Origin of the sequence: Tautonia plasticadhaerens (assembly GCF_007752535.1) — a bacterium.
GTDB lineage: Bacteria > Planctomycetota > Planctomycetia > Isosphaerales > Isosphaeraceae > Tautonia > Tautonia plasticadhaerens.
The window spans coordinates 8,633,780-8,650,050 of record NZ_CP036426.1; the positions used below are offsets into that span (position 1 = coordinate 8,633,780).

At 74.0% G+C, this 16,271-nt stretch carries 11 protein-coding genes; 4 read left to right on the top strand and 7 right to left on the bottom strand.

The features are described 5' to 3' along the window. Positions 1-6 precede the first annotated feature (6 nt). Both ElP_RS34265 and ElP_RS39040 read right to left on the bottom strand, forming a co-directional pair. Positions 7-4,470 (bottom strand): PAS domain S-box protein, encoded by a 4,464-nt coding sequence (locus ElP_RS34265; protein WP_145278040.1) that lies wholly within the window; start codon positions 4,468-4,470, stop codon positions 7-9. Beyond that, positions 4,464-5,435 (bottom strand): ABC transporter substrate-binding protein, encoded by a 972-nt coding sequence (locus ElP_RS39040; RefSeq protein ID WP_197446593.1) that lies wholly within the window; start codon positions 5,433-5,435, stop codon positions 4,464-4,466. The genes ElP_RS34265 and ElP_RS39040 overlap by 7 nt, the downstream gene beginning before the upstream one ends. Positions 5,436-5,808: 373 nt before the next feature. Here ElP_RS39040 and ElP_RS34275 point away from each other — a divergent pair, with 373 nt between their 5' ends. The 3 genes from ElP_RS34275 (at position 5,809) to ElP_RS34285 (ending at position 8,850) form a co-directional block, all read left to right on the top strand. Beyond that, entirely contained in the window at positions 5,809-7,650 is a 1,842-nt protein-coding gene (locus ElP_RS34275; protein WP_197446594.1) for a M2 family metallopeptidase, read from the top strand. Positions 7,651-7,692: 42 nt separating this feature from the next. After that, the gene (locus ElP_RS34280; protein WP_145278044.1) at positions 7,693-8,298 is read left to right on the top strand and encodes a hypothetical protein; all 606 of its coding nucleotides are present in this window, start codon (positions 7,693-7,695) and stop codon (positions 8,296-8,298) included. A 93-nt stretch (positions 8,299-8,391) separates the two neighbouring features. Further along, the gene (locus ElP_RS34285; RefSeq protein ID WP_145278046.1) at positions 8,392-8,850 is read left to right on the top strand and encodes a hypothetical protein; all 459 of its coding nucleotides are present in this window, start codon (positions 8,392-8,394) and stop codon (positions 8,848-8,850) included. 109 nt (positions 8,851-8,959) lie between these two features. Here ElP_RS34285 and ElP_RS34290 read toward each other — a convergent pair whose 3' ends face one another. Continuing rightward, positions 8,960-9,586 (bottom strand): hypothetical protein, encoded by a 627-nt coding sequence (locus ElP_RS34290; protein ID WP_145278048.1) that lies wholly within the window; start codon positions 9,584-9,586, stop codon positions 8,960-8,962. Beyond that, a complete protein-coding gene (locus ElP_RS34295; RefSeq protein ID WP_145278050.1) occupies positions 9,576-10,334 on the bottom strand; it encodes an RNA polymerase sigma factor in 759 nt (252 codons plus the stop codon). Before ElP_RS34295 ends, ElP_RS34290 begins: the two co-directional genes overlap by 11 nt. A gap of 59 nt (positions 10,335-10,393) precedes the next feature. Between ElP_RS34295 and ElP_RS34300 the strand changes: the two genes are divergently transcribed. Then, on the top strand, positions 10,394-11,431 hold the full coding sequence (locus ElP_RS34300; RefSeq protein WP_145278052.1) for a GNAT family N-acetyltransferase: 1,038 nt from the start codon (positions 10,394-10,396) through the stop codon (positions 11,429-11,431). Positions 11,432-11,515: 84 nt separating this feature from the next. Here ElP_RS34300 and phoU read toward each other — a convergent pair whose 3' ends face one another. The 3 genes from phoU to guaB form a co-directional block, all read right to left on the bottom strand. After that, on the bottom strand, positions 11,516-12,247 hold the full coding sequence (phoU, locus tag ElP_RS34305) for a phosphate signaling complex protein PhoU (RefSeq protein WP_145278054.1): 732 nt from the start codon (positions 12,245-12,247) through the stop codon (positions 11,516-11,518). Between the two features lie 433 nt (positions 12,248-12,680). Beyond that, positions 12,681-14,363, bottom strand: a complete 1,683-nt coding sequence (locus tag ElP_RS34310) for a hypothetical protein (RefSeq protein ID WP_145278056.1) — start codon at positions 14,361-14,363, stop codon at positions 12,681-12,683. A 238-nt stretch (positions 14,364-14,601) separates the two neighbouring features. Then, positions 14,602-16,107: an IMP dehydrogenase gene (guaB, locus tag ElP_RS34315; RefSeq protein ID WP_145278058.1), complete on the bottom strand. Its 1,506-nt coding sequence runs from the start codon at positions 16,105-16,107 to the stop codon at positions 14,602-14,604. Positions 16,108-16,271: the final 164 nt, after the last annotated feature.

Here is a 16,271-nt window from a genome sequence, read left to right on the forward strand (position 1 = left end):
GCGGGGTCACTCGCCGTCGCCGGCCGTCCCGAGGCCCTCGACCGTCGGGTGGGGGGCCCGGCCGTCGGGGGGGGCGTCCCCGGGCCCGAGGGGTGGGGCGTCGGGGGGCCCGTCGGGGTCGCCCTCGTCGGGGAGGATCCAGGGGAGCCGGACGGTGAACCGGCTGCCCTGGCCGGGCTCGCTCCGGGCCGAGACGTCGCCGCCGTGCATCTCGGCCATGCGGCGCACCAGCGCCAGGCCGAGCCCGGTGCCGGAATAGGAGCGGGCGAGCCGGCTGTCGAGCTGCCGGAAGGGCTGGAAGATCGCCTCCAGGTCGTGCTGGGCGATGCCGATGCCGGTGTCCCGGACGGTGAAGCGCAGCTCCCCCCGGGCACGGTCCCCCTCCACCTCCAGGCCGATCTCCCCCCCCTCGGGGGTGAACTTCACGGCGTTGCCCAGCAGGTTGACGAGGATTTGCTTGACCCGACGCTCGTCGAGCATGGCGGGGGCGTCGACCCCCCGGATCGCCATCGAGAGCACCTGACGCTTGCGGAGGGCCAGCTCCCGGACCATCCGGAGGCCGGCCTCGCAGAGGTCCCCGACCGGGGAGGGGGCCGGATCCAGCTCCATGCGACCGGCCTCGATCCTGGAGAGGTCGAGGATGTCGTTGATGAGGCTCAGCAGGTGCCTGCCGCTGCGGAGGACGTCCCCCAGGGCGTCGACCTGCTCGGGGGAGACCGGCCCGTAGATCCCCTCCTGCATCGCCTCGGAGAGGCCGAGCACCCCGTTGAGCGGGGTGCGCAGCTCGTGGCTCATGCTGGCGAGGAACTCGTCCTTGAGGCGTGAGGCCCGTGCGAGTTGGGCGTTGGCGATGGCGAGCTGGTCGGAGCGCTCGGCCAGGATCCGCTCCAGGAGGGTGCGCTCGGTGATGTCCCGCATGATGGTCGAGCGGTACTCGACCCGGCCGTCGGGGCCCCGGTGGGAGAGGATCAGCTGGGAGACGGGGATCGCCCGGCCGTCGGCCGAGTACAGCTCGGTCTCGCCGACCCAGTGGCCGTGGCGGTCGGCCGCCGGCAGCGCCTCGTCGAGGATCCGGCGGGCCGACCGGGGGGGGTGCATCTCCCCGATCGAGACGGAGACGCGGCGGCCCTCGGGCCCGACGCCGGTGGCCTGGCGGTAGGCCCGGTTCTCCCAGAGGTGCGAGCCGTCGGGGGCGTCGATGGCGATGAAGTCGGTCGAGGAGTCGATGATCGCGGCGAGCTTGCGGACGTCCTCGGTGCGCTCGGCGACCCGGCGCTCGAGGTCGGCGTTGAGGGCGAGGATCTCGGCCTCGATCCGCTTCCGCTCGGTCACGTCGATCGCGAACCCGGTGAGGCGGAGGAGCCTTCCGTTCGCGTCCCGCTCCGGGTGCCCCCACTCTTCCAGCCAGCCGACGGAGCCGTCGGGGCGGGAGACGCGGTAGAGGTTCCGGTACTCGGACCCCCCGTCGAGGCAGGCGGCGATCCCGGCGTCGAAGGCCCCGCGGTCCTCGGGGAGGACGCGGGCACGGACCTCGGCCAGGGGCGCGGGGCGGCCGACGTTCTCGGGTAGGGCGGGCTCGGTGCTGTAGTAGCGGGTCGCCCGGTCGGCCACGGCGTCCCAGACGAAGGCGACGGCCCCGGCGGCCTCCAGGGCGACCCGGAGGCGGGCCTCGCTCTCCCGGAGCGCCTCCTCGGCCCGCTTGCGGGCGGTGACGTCCTGGTGGACGCCGCACATCCGGACCGCGCGGCCCTGGGCGTCGCGCTCGATCACCCGGCCGGTCGCCTGCACCCAGACCCACCGGCCGTCCCGGTGTCGGAGGCGGAACTCGATCGAGTAGGGGGCCGAGGAGCCGCCCAGGTGCGGCCCGAGGGCGGACGTCACGGCCGGCTCGTCGTCCGGGTGGATCAGCCGCTCCCAGGCCGAGACGTGCGGCTCGAGTTCCTCCCGGGCGTAGCCGAGCATGCCGGCCCAGCGCTCGCAGAAGACCGCCCGGCCGGAGGGGACGTGCCAGTCCCAGGTGCCCAGGCCGGCGCCGTCGAGGGCCAGGCGGTGCCGCTCCTCGCTGACCCGCAGGGCCTCCTCGGCCTGCTTCCGCTCGGTGATGTCCCGGGAGATCGACAGGGTGAAGGGCTGGCCGTCGACGGCGAACGGGCGGCACCGGACCTCGACCGGGAAGGTCGAGCCGTCCCTGCGGCGGTGGACGGTGTCGAAGATGGCCGACTCGCCGTCCCGCAGCCGCTCCCCCAGGGCCGAGAGCCCCTCCGGGGTGATGGCCGGGTCGAAGTCCGTCGGGCTCATCCCGATCAGCTCCCCCCGGGAGTAACCGAGCGCCTCGGAGGCGCCCTGGTTCGCGTCGAGGATCGTGGCCTCCGGCTCCCCCCGGTGGAGCATGATGGCGTCGGTGGCGTGGTCGGCCAGGATCCGGAAGCGTTCCTCGCTGGCCCGGAGCGCCTGCTCGGTCTGCTTGCGGGCGGTGATATCCTGGTGGACGCCGCACATCCGGACCGCGCGGCCCTGGGCGTCGCGCTCGATCACCCGGCCGGCGTCGAGGATCCAGACCCACCCGCCGTCCTTGTGCCGGAGGCGGTACTCGGCGGAGTAGGTGGGGTCGGGTCCGTCGAGGCTCTCCCGGATGGCGACCACCGCGGCCGGCTCGTCGTCGGGGTGGACCAGCCGTTCCCAGGCCGAGAGGTGCGGCTCGAGCTCCTCCCGGGCGTAGCCGAGCATGCCGGCCCAGCGGTCGTCGAGGGCGATGGCGCCGGAGGGGACGTGCCAGTCCCAGGTGCCCAGGCCGGCGCCGTCGAGGGCCAGGCGGTGCCGCTCCTCGCTCTTGCGGAGCGCCGCCTCGGCCCGCTTGCGGTTGGAGACGTCCCGGGTGAAGGCGACCAGCCGGCCCGATCCCGGGTCGGCCGAGATGGTGACCTCGACCGGCCAGGGCTCCCCCGCCCTGGTGCGGTGGACCGTCTCGAAGCGGTCGGAGCCCTCCCGGAGGATGGCGGCGAGGTGTTCGAGGACCCGCTCGGGGGACTCGGCCGCCTCGAGGTCGGCGACGGAGAGGGCCAGCAGCTCGCCCCGGCCGTAGCCCGACCGCCGGGCGTAGGCCCGGTTGACCTCGACGAGCCGGCCGGAGGGCTCGATCACCAGGATGCCGTCCGGGCAGGTCTCGACCACCGCCCGATACCTCGCTTCGCCCTGCCGGAGCGCCGCGGCGTCCCTCAGGCGGGCCATCGCCGCCGCGATGGCCCGGGAGGCCCCTCGGATGAGGTCGAGGTCGGCCTCGTCGAGCCGGTCCCGGGCCCGGGAGGCGACGGCGAAGGTGCCGATCAGCTCCTCCCCCGAGAACAGCGGGTGGCAGGCATAGCAGCGCACCCCCAGGCCCCGGTCGGTGGCGGCCAGGGGGTCGTCCGACCGCTGGAGGTCTTGCAGGTAGATCGGCCGGCCGAGCCGGGCGACCTCGCCGCAGAGCTCCTGGCCGAATTCCAGGCGGGAGAACCGCCGCATCGCCTCCTCGTCGACCCCCGAGCCGGAGACCAGCCGGAGCGCCCCGTCGCGGACCTCGTAGTGGAAGAACAGGTCGCAGTTGAGGTCCCGGGAGAGGTGATCGAAGGCGATCGGGGACAGGTCCCCCGGGTGCAGGTCGGCCAGGGGCCCGAGGGTGGCCTCGCCCGTCCTGGTGAGCAGGGCGTTCTGCAGGGCCATCAGGCGCTCGGCCCGGTCCCGGGTCCGGGCGGCGTCGGCGAGCCGGCCGGCCATCGCCCCCAGGCCCCGGGCGAGCCGGCCGATCTCGTCCCCGCCGCCGACCCCGGGGCGGGCGTCCAGCTCCCCGGCCGCGATCCGGTCGACGGCCCGGGCGAGGGCGTCGACCCGGCGGGAGACCAGGCGGTTGAGCGCCAGGGCGAGCAGGCCGGCCCCGGCCAGGGCGACGAGCGCCATCAGCCGGAACTCGCGCCACTCGGCGGCCCGTTCGAGGGCGATCGGCCGGCCGGCATCCAGCGCGGGGACGAGGAGCCTGTCCGACCCCCCGGCGTCGGGCCGGACGGGGAAGGACCCGACGACCAGGCTCGAGCCGTCCGGCACCCGGACCCGGGCCCGATCCCGGTCGTCCCCGCCCCCGGGGAGCCATGCCGAGGGGAGGGCCTCGGCGGCCGGCCTCCCCACCCATCCGGCCCTCGTGGCGGCCCGCACCCGGCCGGCGGGCCCGATCAGCGCCGAGCCGGCCGACAGGGGATGGACCCCCGACCACGCCAGGACCTCGGCCACCCCCTCCGTCTCCCCCCTGCGGAGCAGCCGGGAGACGTCCTGGCGCAGCTGGACCCCCGAGGCCAGGACCTCCTGCGAGACCGCCGCCAGCGTCTCGAGGCGGACGGCCCGCAGCTCCAGCCACCGGAAGCCGGTGAGCATCAGCAGGGCGAAGGCCGCCACCAGGGAGGGCAGCAGCAGGCGCAGGCGGATCGCGGCCGGCCTCACCATCGCAGCACCTCGGCCTCGTCGGGGGAGGGCAGCAGGCGGGCCGGTTCGGTCGGCCCCCGGAGCAGGCCGATCGCGCCGAGCTCCTCGGCGACCCGGCGGGCGTCCCCCGCCAGGTCGGGGGACGCCCCCGGGTTGAGGGCCCGGGCCCCGGATCGGTCCGGGATCCGCAGCGATCGGCGGCCCGAGTCGTACTCGGCCGGCGTCATGCCCATCGCCCGGGCCGCCCGGGCCCGGGCCCGGGGGTCGGCCTCCAGCCGATCGGCGGCGTCGAGCCAGCCGGCCCGCAGGACGCGGGCCGCCCCGGGGTTGGACCGGATCGCGTCGGCCCGGACGACCAGTACGTCGATCACCAGGCCCGGCATCGAGGCGCTGTCGCAGAGCACCACCCCTCCGGCCTCGACCAGCCGCTCCGTCTCGGGGGAGAAGGTGACGACCGCGTCGACCTGCCCCTGGGCGATCAGGCGGGGGTGCTCGGGTACGTCGGCGTTGACCACGACCAGGTCTCCAATGCCCAGGCCGGACCCCCGGAGGGCGCGGGCCAGCAGGAGCATGCCGACGCCGTGGGACTCGACCGCGACCCGACGGCCCCGGAGGTCGGCCACCGACCCCAGGTCGCCCCGGACCGCCACGATCGCGTCGCCGCCCATCGACTCGTCGGCCACGGCGAGCACCCGGGTCTCGACACCGGCCTGCTGGACCCGGAGCGCCTCGTCGAGCGTCAGGCAGGCCGCCTCCAGGACCTCGCCCTCCATCGCCCGGACGATCGCCGCGTCGGTCGGCAGCTCGACCGCCCGGATCAGCCCCGAGGGCCAATCCCCGTCCTCCCGGGCCAGGTAGGCCGGGGCGAATCCCGGCCAGCCGTGGATGCCCACCCGGAAGACCGGGGGCGGCTCCTCGGCCCTCATCGCGAGGACGGCCCCCGAGAGGGCCAGGGCCAGGGCCACGGCCGTCAGGGCCGGACCCATCCCCGGCGTCCCCCTCCCCCGGCCGCCTATCCCCCCCCCGGGGCCGCCTCCCGGGCGGGCGTCGTCGGCGCCGCGACGGCCCGGGCGGTCGCATGGGCTGTCGAATGTTTTCCGATTTAGGGTGGTGTCCATGCGTTTGATCGCCGATGTCCCCGGCCGGTCGTCCCCCCAAGCACCTGAGCACACCAATCCGGGGGAGTCGGGGACGGGTCTCCCCTGCGGGCGATTTCGATCCGTCGCCGGCCCGGCTACACTGGCCCGGGCCCCGTCATCCGACCGCATCCGATCCGATCGCATCCGACCCGATCGGGCCCGGCCCCGGGGATCATCCGGGGCCGACCCGGGGCGACCCCAGCCGAGGGAGCACCGAGCGATGGAGCGAATCACGACCGACCGCCGGACGGTCCTCCGCCTGGCCCTGCTCGCCGCCGGGGGCGGACCGATGGCCCTGGCCCGGGCGGTGGACGCCGGGCAGGAGTCGGCCCAGGACGCCGCGAACGCCTTTCTCTCCCGGTACGTCGAGGGCTGGCTGCCGCTGGACACCGCCTCCTCCGAGGCCGCCTGGGTGGCCATGACCGACGTGAGCCCCGCGCACACCGAGGAGCAGGTCGAGGCCACCCTGACCGTCAGCCGGTTCGTCGGCGACCCGGAGGTCATTCGCACGGCGAGGGCGCTGCTGGAGCAGGCCGACGCGCTGGACGACCCGACCGTCCGGCAGCTCCGCAAGGTGCTCCTCCGCGCCGCCGAGGCCCCGGGGACGATCCCGGACGTCGTCCGGGAGCGGGCCGAGGCCGAGGCGAACCAGTCGGCGATCCAGGACGGCTTCGTCTACCAGCTCGACGACCCGCAGCGCCCCGAGGAGCCGATCACCCCCAACGGCATCGACCGCATCCTCGTCGAGTCGGACGACCTGGACGAGCGTCGGATCGCCTGGGAGACCTCGAAGACGGTCGGCGTCCCGCTCCGGGACGGCCTGCTCCGGCTCCGGGACCTGCGCAACCAGGTGGCCCGGGAGCTGGGCTATGACGACTTCTTCGCGCTCCAGGTGGCCGACTACGGGATCTCCGTCGACGAGATGATCGCCCTGTGCGACGGCTTCGTCTCCACCGTGACGCCGCTCTACGAGCAGCTCCACACCTGGGCCAAGCACCGCCTGGCGGGACGGTACGGCGCCGAGGCCCCCGAGGGGCTTATTCCCGCCCACTGGCTGCCGAACCGCTGGGGGCAGCTCTGGCCGGGGCTGGTGGAGGGGATCGACCTGGACGCGCCGTTCGCGTCGAAGTCTCCCGAGTTCATCACCGAGCAGGCCGAGCGGTTCTACGTCTCGATCGGCTTCCCGGGGCTGCCCCGGTCCTTCTACGAGAAGTCGGACCTGTACCCGGTCCCCCCCGGTTCGTCCCGGAAGAAGAACAGCCACGCCAGCGCCTGGCACATCGACCTCGAAGAGGACGTCCGGAGCCTGATGTCGATCGAGCCGGACGCCAGGTGGTTCAACACGGCCCACCATGAACTCGGTCATATCTATTACTACATCGCCTATTCCCGTCCCGAGGTGCCGCACCTGCTCCGGGGTGGGGCCAACCGGGCCTTCCACGAGGGGATCGGCGATTTGATCGGCCTGGCGGCCGGGCAGCGGCCGTACCTGAAGGAGGTGGGGCTCCTCACGCCCGAGGCCGAGGCGGCCGACCCGGTGACCTTCCTGCTCGACACGGCGCTCGACGGCGCCTCGATCGTCTTCCTGCCCTTCTCGGCCGGGCTGATGACCCACTGGGAGCGGGACTTCTACGCCGGGACGATCCCCGACGACGGGCTGAACGCCTCGTGGTGGGGGATGAAGGCGAAGTACCAGGGGATCGCCCCCCCCTCCCCCCGCCCCGAGTCCTTCTGCGACCCGAGCACCAAGACCCACATCAACGACGACCCGGCCCAGTACTACGACTACGCCATCGGCACCGTCATCAAGTTCCAGCTCCACGACCACATCGCCCGGGACATCCTCGGGCAGGACCCCCGGGACTGCAACTACTACGGCAACAAACAGGTGGGAGACTTCCTCCGATCGATCCTCGAAGTCGGCGCCACCCGGGACTGGGATACCGTGCTCCGCGAGGCGACCGGCTCGGGCCTCTCGGCCGGGGCGATGATGAGCTACTTCGAGCCGCTCAACGGCTGGCTCGCCGAGCAGAACGCCGGCCGGAAGGTCGGCTGGTCCTGATCGACCTCGGGAGGGGGCACGGGACGATCGAGGGGGAGGACGATGGCCGAGAAACCCTCCGGATCCTGCGAACTGCACGGCCCCCGGGGTGCCCTCTCCTGCCGGAGATGCCGGGCGAAGATCCTGGCGAGCCTGCTCGGGGGGATCCTCGGGCTGGTCGCCTGGGTGGTGGCGGTGTCGGCGACCTGGTTAGTCGCGGTCATGGGGCCCCACTGGCCGGAGTTCGACCGGGAATGGGGCTCGATCGCCGAACTGAGGCGGGACGTGATGCAGACCCTCTCCTGGCTGCCGGCTGCCATCCTTGAGGGGGAATATGGCTATCAGTTCGCGATGCTCTCGGCCTACCTGTGGATTGGGGTCGGGGCGATCGCGGCGTACCTGGCGGCGACGGGGAAATGGAAGGCCTTCCGCCTGAGGTCGCAACTCGCGGCGGTGCTGGTGGTCGGGCTGATGATCGGCTCGGTCCGGTGGCTGGTGTCCGAGGTGGCCCGGGTCGATCGGCTGGCCGGGGCCTGGTCCGGCGGGCACTTCTTCGAGCACGGGGTGGCGCAGGGGCCGCTGATCGCGCTGGCCGTGGTCGTGCTGGTGCTGATCCTGAGGGCCAACAGGAGGGTGCGGCCGGGGGAGACGGGCCGATCGGGCCCCTGAATCGTTGCGGAGGGGGGCGGGCCGCGATACCGTATCGGGCGTCCCCTGACCGATCCGAGCGCCCTGATCCCATCCAGACGACCTGGAGGTCCCATGTCGACGCCGACCGAACCGACCCAGCCCAGCCCCGACCCGATCTCCCCGGCCCCGCCGGCCCCGGACGCCCCGCCGGCCTCGGCCGCCCCGAAGGAGAAGGCCAAGGTCTCGCCGACCCGGAATGCCGTCTCCCTCGTGCTGCTGGCCGTGCTGCTGGTCGTCGGCGGCCTGGAACTGGCCGCACTGTTCCGGTTCAACGGCGCCGTCAACAAGCTCGACCAGGCGCTGGAGGCCAACGAGGTGGACCTGCTCCCCCTCGAGCAGGTCGAGGAGATCCTCGGCAAGCAGCCCGACGGGCCGCTCCGGGAGGGGGATCCCGGCACCCGGCAGACGACCTACACCTGGCAGGGCGCCATCCGGTCTCACGTGCTGACCGCCTACTACTCCTACGGCGACAAGCCCGGCCTCGTCCGCTACGAGATCGGCGACGTCAAGGCCGCCGACCCGGGCGAATGAACCCCGGGCCCCGGAGTGGGTGATCAGGGCCCGGCTGCCGGGCCGGCGGTCCGTCCCCTCGATCGGCCCGCTCCCCCTTCCTGTCCCCGGGGAGGCAGGCGGGACCGCCCTACTGCGTCAGCTCGACCGGGGCCCGGTCCTCGGCCTCCCGCCCCCGAGATCGGGGGGGGCTCGAGTCCTCGGGGGGGGAGACCGCGGCGTGGGCCTGGCGATAGGGGGACGAGGGCCGGGGGCGGGGTCGGCTGCGCTCGAACTGCTCGGGGTCGGACGGCTTGAGCAGCCGGGGGCGCGCCTCGGTGGTCATCAGCAGCGGGGCGATCGGCCGAGGGACGTAGTCGTGCACCAGGCGCTCGATCCTCGGGTCGTTGCGGGCGCCCAGGCCGACGAGCGAGGCGGCCAGCAGCAGGCCGGCGGCCAGGCCGCCGAGCGACCAGGCCCAGGCCCGGCGCTCCCACCTCGGCTCGAAGCCCCAGGCGGTCCGGAGTCGGGGACGCCGGGACTGCCGGAGCCTCCGGGAGAGGTCGGGCCAGAGGCTCGGGGAGTCGGGGGGGACCGGGTCCTCCTGCGAGGCGGCCGAGAGCACCCGCTGCGAGGCGGCCAGCGCCTCCAGGCGAGCCCGGCAGTCGCCGCAGCGGACGAGGTGCCCCTCGACGATCCAGCGGTCCAGGCCGAGGCTCTCGCCCCCGGCCCGGAGCGGGAGGCGGGCCCGGACCCATGCGCACGTCTTAATCGGCATGGCGGGCCTCCGGGGAGGGGGACGACGGGGACGGGGAATCGATCGGCAACGGCAACGGCAACATCGGCTCGGTCCCTCCCTGGTCCTGCTGCTGCATCCGGCGCTCCCAGAGCCTCCGGAACTGCTCCCGGGCCTTGGCCAGCCGCCATCGGACGGTCGCCTCCCGGCGTCGGACGATCGCGGCCACCTCGGCCGAGGAGAACCCTTCCAGGTCCCGGAGCACCAGGATCGTCCGGTAGTTGACGGGGATCTGCTCCAGGACGTGCCGGACCTCCTGGGCCAGCTCCTCCCGGGGTCGGGGGTCGGGGTCGGCGACCTCCCCGGGGGAGCTCCCCCGCGGGTCGTCGTCGCGCCGGGACTCGATCGGCAGGGCGGTCGTCGGCGGGGCGTCTCGCCTGCGGAGCTGGTCGACCCCCAGGTTCACCGCGACCCGGAACAGCCAGGGGCCGAAGCGACGGCCCGTGTCGAAACGGTCCAGGCGATTATAGACACGCCAGAAGGTCTCCTGGGACAGATCCCGGGCCAGTTCATGGTCGTGCACCAGCCGGGAGAGCACGCGGAGCAGCTTCCGCTCGTACCGGGACACCAGCGCGGCGAAGGCGTCCTCGTCCCCCTCCCGGGCCCGCTCGACGAGCCGGGCGTCGCTGGCCTCCTCGGCCAGGGGGGACCGGGGCCGGTCGGTCGGGGGGGCGGCGTCGGCGTCGTCCATGGCGAGGTCGTCCCCGATCGCCCCGGATTGCAGGACCATTCCCGTCGTACGGTCTCGTGCGGGTCGCATATGATAGGATACGGAGGAACCATCCGACGATGTTGGAGGATTCGGTCGCCCCACCCGAGGATCCGGGGCCGGAGTCGGGGCCGACGCCGGCCGATCTCACCCCCGTGACCGCCCGGGGAGTGGCCATCGCCCCGTGCCCGGAACCGGACCAGGCCGAGGCGCTCGAGGTGCTCTACCGGCGGCTCCCCTCGGCGATGCGGCCGGGCACGATCGCCGCGCTGCTGAGGCAGGTCGAGGCCGGCCAGCTCGACCTCTCCGGCCTCTGGGTCGCCCGGCGTCGGGGCCGGATCGCCGGGGCGATGCTCACCCAGGTCCTCGCCGGCCGGGCCGCGGCGATCTGGCCGCCGGAAGTCGAGCGCGGCTGGGGGAGCGGCACCCTGGCGTCGGACCTGGTCCGGTCGGCCCTGGACTCCTACCGGGCCCGGGGGATCCGGCTGGCCCAGGCCCTCGTCGATCGCCAGGCCCTGGGCCGCCCCGGCGTCGACCTCGCCCGAGGCGGCTTGCCTTATGTGACCGACCTCATCTACCTCGGCCGCCCAACCGCCGGCCCCCAACCCGTCCCCCCGGGAGTCCCCGAGCTGCGCTGGGAGGACTTCGGGCCGGAGAACCGGGAGGAGTTCGCCCGGACCCTGGAGCGGACCTACGGGGGGAGCCTCGACATGCCCGAGCTGGGGGGGCTCCGCACGCTGGACGACGTGCTCGAAGGGCACCGCGCCCGGGGCCACTTCGACCCGGCTCGCTGGCGGCTCGGCCGCCTGGAGCGGGGGGCGGGCCCGGGCGCGGATCCGGGCCCCGTGGCGGTGCTGATGCTCTCGGCGGGGGAGCCGAGGACGTGGGAGGTGTCCTACCTCGGCCTCGTCCCCGAGGCGAGGGGTCGGGGGCTCGGGGTGGCGACGCTGGCCCACGCCCTGGACCGGGCCCGGCCCGACGCCGACCGGATCGAGCTGGCCGTCGACGTCCGCAACGCCCCGGCCGAGGCCCTCTACCGCCGTTGCGGATTCACCCCGTTCGAGCGCCGGGGGGTGCACCTCGCCATCCTCGACGACTCGGACGGCGCCCCGGGGTGATCGCCCTCGGGCCGCGGGCGGGAAGGCGGGCCGCTCGGGCCCGACTTCGGCCGCCGGCCTCCTTGCCCTGCCCTGCCGAGGCCCTCAGGCCGACTCGGCGACGCCCTTGGTGTCGGGCCGTCGGACGATGACGCCTTCCTTGAGGTAGACGACCGTCTCGGCGATGTTGGTGGCGTGGTCGGCGACCCGCTCGAGGTTGCGGGCGGTGTTGATCAGGTGCAGCCAGGTGGTGACCCGCGCCGGGTCGCTCCGGATGGAGGCCTTGAGCTGCTTGAGGATCAGCCCCCGGCGCTGGTCGACCTGATGGTCGCTCTGGATGACGCTCCGGGCCAGCTCGGCGTCGGCCCGGGTGAGGGCGTCCAGCGCGTCGCGGACCTGGCCGAGCGCCTCGACGGCGAGGTATTCCATCTGGGGGGGCAGCGATACCGGCTCGGGCCGTCGGGCGAGCTTCCTCGCGCGCTTGGCGATGTGGGCGGCCAGGTCCCCCATGCGTTCCAGGTCGTTGCTGACCTTCAGGGCCGAGGTCACCCGGCGGAGGTCCGAGGCCACCGGCTGGTGCAGGGCGAGCACCCGGAGGCACTCGCGCTCGATGCTCACCTGCCAGTGGTTGATCGTCGGCTCCTCGGCCTTGACCTCGTCGGCCAGCTCGAGCTTGCCCGCGCAGAGGGCCTGGACGCTGGACCGGAGCGAGCCCTCGACGACGGCTGAAAGTTTCAAGACCTCGCCCCAGAGCACCTCCAGGTCGCGCACCAGGTGGCGATTCAGGCAGGATCGTTCCCCATTTCGTCCAGGCTCGCTTCCCGGTTCGGTCGTCATCGGAGGCTACTCTTCAGCATGCGATCGGGCCCGACCGGCCTCGGGACGGAGGCCGGGGGCTCGATAGGGGTCGCCGAACTTCTTCATGCTTCCACTGTACGGCATCCGGGGGGAAACCGGCAATGTAAGTCGCGAGAAGATCCGGAGAAACTCTGGATGCGAACGGGACGTCTGCAGCAGGGGGGGCCGCGGGGCGGGGGCCGCCCCGAGGCGCCGGGCGGGCCGAAGAGCCGTCGCGTTGTGGGGCCCGGGATCGATGCCGGGATTCCGAGGATGAATCCTCTGCAAGGCGCGCGCCGAACGGCGGCCGTTTCCGGCCGCCGTCGCGGGAGCGACGGGATTCGACCGCCCCCGGGCGGCCTCCCCATGTCGGGGGAGCCCGGCCCGGGGAGGCGTCTCGTCGACCCGGGGCCGACTCGATCCCAGACCGATCTCAGTAGTGTCGGCCCCGGCCGGGCGGGCCGATGCCGTGGACGGGCACGTAGATCAGGTCCGGCGGCACGAGGTCGCCCGGCCGGTAGTAGCCCAGGTCATATTCCGCCTCGCCGGGCGGGTCGACAATCGCCTTGTAAGGCCAGGTGGCGATCTGGGCGGCGAAGAGGGCGGCCGAGAAGAAGGGCTGGGCAATCTGGTTCCGCTGCCGGCTCTGGGTGCGATCGTCCAGCGGGTAGGAGAGGAACCGGCCGACCGGCCCGAGCTTCTGCTCGACGCTCTGGCCGTAGCGCTCCAGGACGGGGTCCTGGAAGTACAGCGGGGCGTGGCAGGTGGCCGCCGCGGTCCAGTACTTCCGACTCGGGTTGAAGCGGCGGGGGGGGAGGGGGACGAAATCCTCGGGGACCGGGATCGATTGGATCGGCCGGATTTCGGTCGGGCTCGGGGGCCTCGGGAGCTGGATCGACGAGCTGCTCAGGTCGTCCTGGTCGTAGCCGAGGCCGCCGAAGTCGTCCAGGGGGGCCGGCATCAGGCCCTCCTGCTCGGCTTCCTCCTGGCGTCGGACCATCATCATGACCTCCTCACGCTGCTCGGGCGAGAGCAGGTCGCGGTAGGCCGGGGCCCCCTCGCCCCCCCTCGCGTCGACGACCGCCCGAGGCGGGGCGGAGCCGGGGGAAACCGACGGGGCCGGGGCCGGGGCGGACATCGGGGCGGGGGACTCGGCCCCCGGGCCGGCCACCCGGCTGCCCAGCTCCATCAGCTCCTCGGCCGAGGGCGGCAGGGCGGGCAGCTCGTCGGGGGGGGCGGGCGCGGCCTCGGGGCTGCGGAGCCGTCCCGGGGGCAGCGCGCCGACCGCCTCGGACGGCCACCCGGCCGCGGGGGCCTCCCCAGGCAGCGGGGGCAGGGTGCCGGCCGGCCCCGACGGCTCGGGGGCGGCGGGGGGCTCAGCCGGGGTCGGCGAAGACTCCGGCCCGGCGACCGGGGCGGGGGGCTCGGCCGGCATCGTCGGCTCGGGCGATGCGGGGGCCGGGGCGACCGGCCCGGGGGCGGCCGCCGCCTGGATCGGGGGCAGCTCGATCGGTTCGGGGGGGGCCGGGCTCGGGCTCGGGGCCGACGAGGGGAGGACCGAGTCATCGACGGCGATCGGCTCGGGGGCGACCGGGACCGGCGGCTCGGGCCGCTCGCCGCCGGTCAGCATGACTCCGTCGGGCGACCCCGACGGGCCGGGGGCCGGCAGCGGGGGGGTGGCCAGGGCGATCGCGCCGGGCATCCGGCCGTCCCGAGACCGGGCCGAGGGGCGCCGGTTGGCGACGGCCGGGTCGGCGGACTCCGGGGTCCGGAGCCCCTGCCGGGCGGCCTCGATCGCCCCGAGCAGTTCCTCCCGCTCGGCCGGGGCGAGCTCGCCGATCCGGGCCTCGGCCTCCCGGAAGAGGGCGAGGGCCCGGGCGTACTCGCCGTAGCGCAGGTAGTCCTGGCCGTTGCGGAGCAGGTGCCGCGGGGCCCGGGCGGAGGCCATCGGGTCGCTCGACGCGATCGCCTCCGGGGCCTCGGGGGCCTCGGGCGCCCGACGAGGCGCGTCCGGGGGGCCGACCACCTGGGCCGCGAGGCCCACGATCGGGCTGGCCGCCGCGGCGGCCGTCAGCAGGGCCGTGGTCAGGGTCACGGCCGGATTGAGACGACGCACACCTAGCCTCCTTGCTTGCCCTGTGCGGTTGCGATGCCGCGCCTCGGCCCGGCTCGATCGCTCGATCCAATTCAGACGTCCAACCGGCCGACCTTCCCGATCCCGGGCTCGTCCCCCGGGTCCTCCCGGCACGCCCGGCCGGCGGATCGGGGCCCTCCCGGCGCCCGACCCGACGGGCCGGATCGCCCCGCCCCGGGCCTCGGTCGTCCCGGATCGGTCGATCCCGCCCGCCCCTCCCTCACGCCGAGTTCCGGCCCAGCTCGTTCTCGAAGGCCGGGCTGGTGTAGTTCGGCGCCTCCTGCGTGATCACCACGTCGTGGGGATGCCCCTCGGAGACCGAGGCCCCGGTGACCTGGATGAACCGGGTCCTGGTCCGCAGCTCCTCGATCGTCCGGGTGCCGCAGTACCCCATCCCGGCCCGCAGGCCGCCGACGAGCTGGTAGACGAACTCGGCCAGGGGGCCCTTGTACGGGACCCGGCCCTCGACCCCCTCGGGGACGTATTTCTGCGAGGCGGACGGCTTGCCGTCGGGGGTCTTGACGACCTCCTGGCGGTAGCGGTCGGCCGAGCCCTTGGACATGGCGCCGATGGAGCCCATGCCGCGGTACCGCTTGAAGCTCCGGCCCCGGTAGATGATCGTCTCGCCGGGGCTCTCGGCCAGGCCGGCGAAGAGGCCGCCGATCATGACGCAGTGGGCCCCGGCGGCGAGGGCCTTGGCGATGTCCCCCGAATAGCGGATGCCGCCGTCGGCGATGATCGGCACCCGGCCCTCGGCGGCCCGCGAGGCGTTGTGCACGGCGGTGATTTGGGGCACGCCGACGCCGCTGACGACCCGGGTCGTGCAGATCGAGCCGGGCCCGATCCCCACCTTCACCGCGTCGGCCCCGGCGTCGATCAGCGCCCGGGTCCCCTCGGCGGTGGCGACGTTGCCGGCGACGACCTCGATCTCGAAGTCCCGCTTGATCCGCTGCACCGTCTCGACCACGTTGCGGCTGTGCCCGTGGGCCGAGTCGACCACGATCAGGTCCACGTCGGCCTCGATCAGCGAGGCCACCCGCTCGAAGTCGTGCACGCCGACCGCGGCGCCGACCCGGAGCCGCCCCCGGCCGTCCTTGCAGGCGGCCGGGTACTTGTACAGCTTGTCGATGTCCTTGATCGTGATCAGGCCCTTGAGGGTATAGTCCTCGTCGACCAGCAGCAGCTTCTCGACCTTGTTCTTCGTCAGGATCCGGTCGGCCTCGTCGAGGCTGGTGTTCTCTGGGGCGGTGATGAGGTTGGTCTTGGTCATGACCTCCTCGACCGCCAGGTCGTCCCGCTCCAGGAACCGGAGGTCCCGGCGGGTGAGGATGCCCCGGAGCTTCCCCTCGACGGTGATCGGCACGCCGGAGATGTTGTGGTCGGTCATCACCTCCCGGGCCTGGGCCACGGTGGCCGAGGGGGGCAGGGTGACCGGGTCGACGATGATGCCGTTCTCCGACCGCTTGACCTTGTCGACCTCGATGGTCTGGTCCTCGATCGACAGGTTCTTGTGGATGATCCCCAGGCCCCCCTCCTGGGCCAGCGCGATGGCCAGCTCGGCCTCGGTGACCGTGTCCATCGGGGCGGAGAGGATGGGGATGTTCAGCGAGATCGAGCCCGTCAGGTGGGTCCTCGTCTCGACCTCCCGGGGGAGCAGCTCGGAATAGGCCGGTTCGAGCAGGACGTCGTCGAACGTGATCCCGGGATAGGCGATGCGGTCTTGCATGGGGGGAAAAGCCTCCGAACGCACTCCCCGAGCGGGCCGGTCGAGTGGTGGGTGTCGCGGTGCCTTTCCCATCATATTAGAGCGTCCCGACGCCGGGCCGACAACGCCAACTCCCGGTGCCCGACGGGGTCCGGCCCGGGGCGGCACGATCCGCCGTCCCTCGT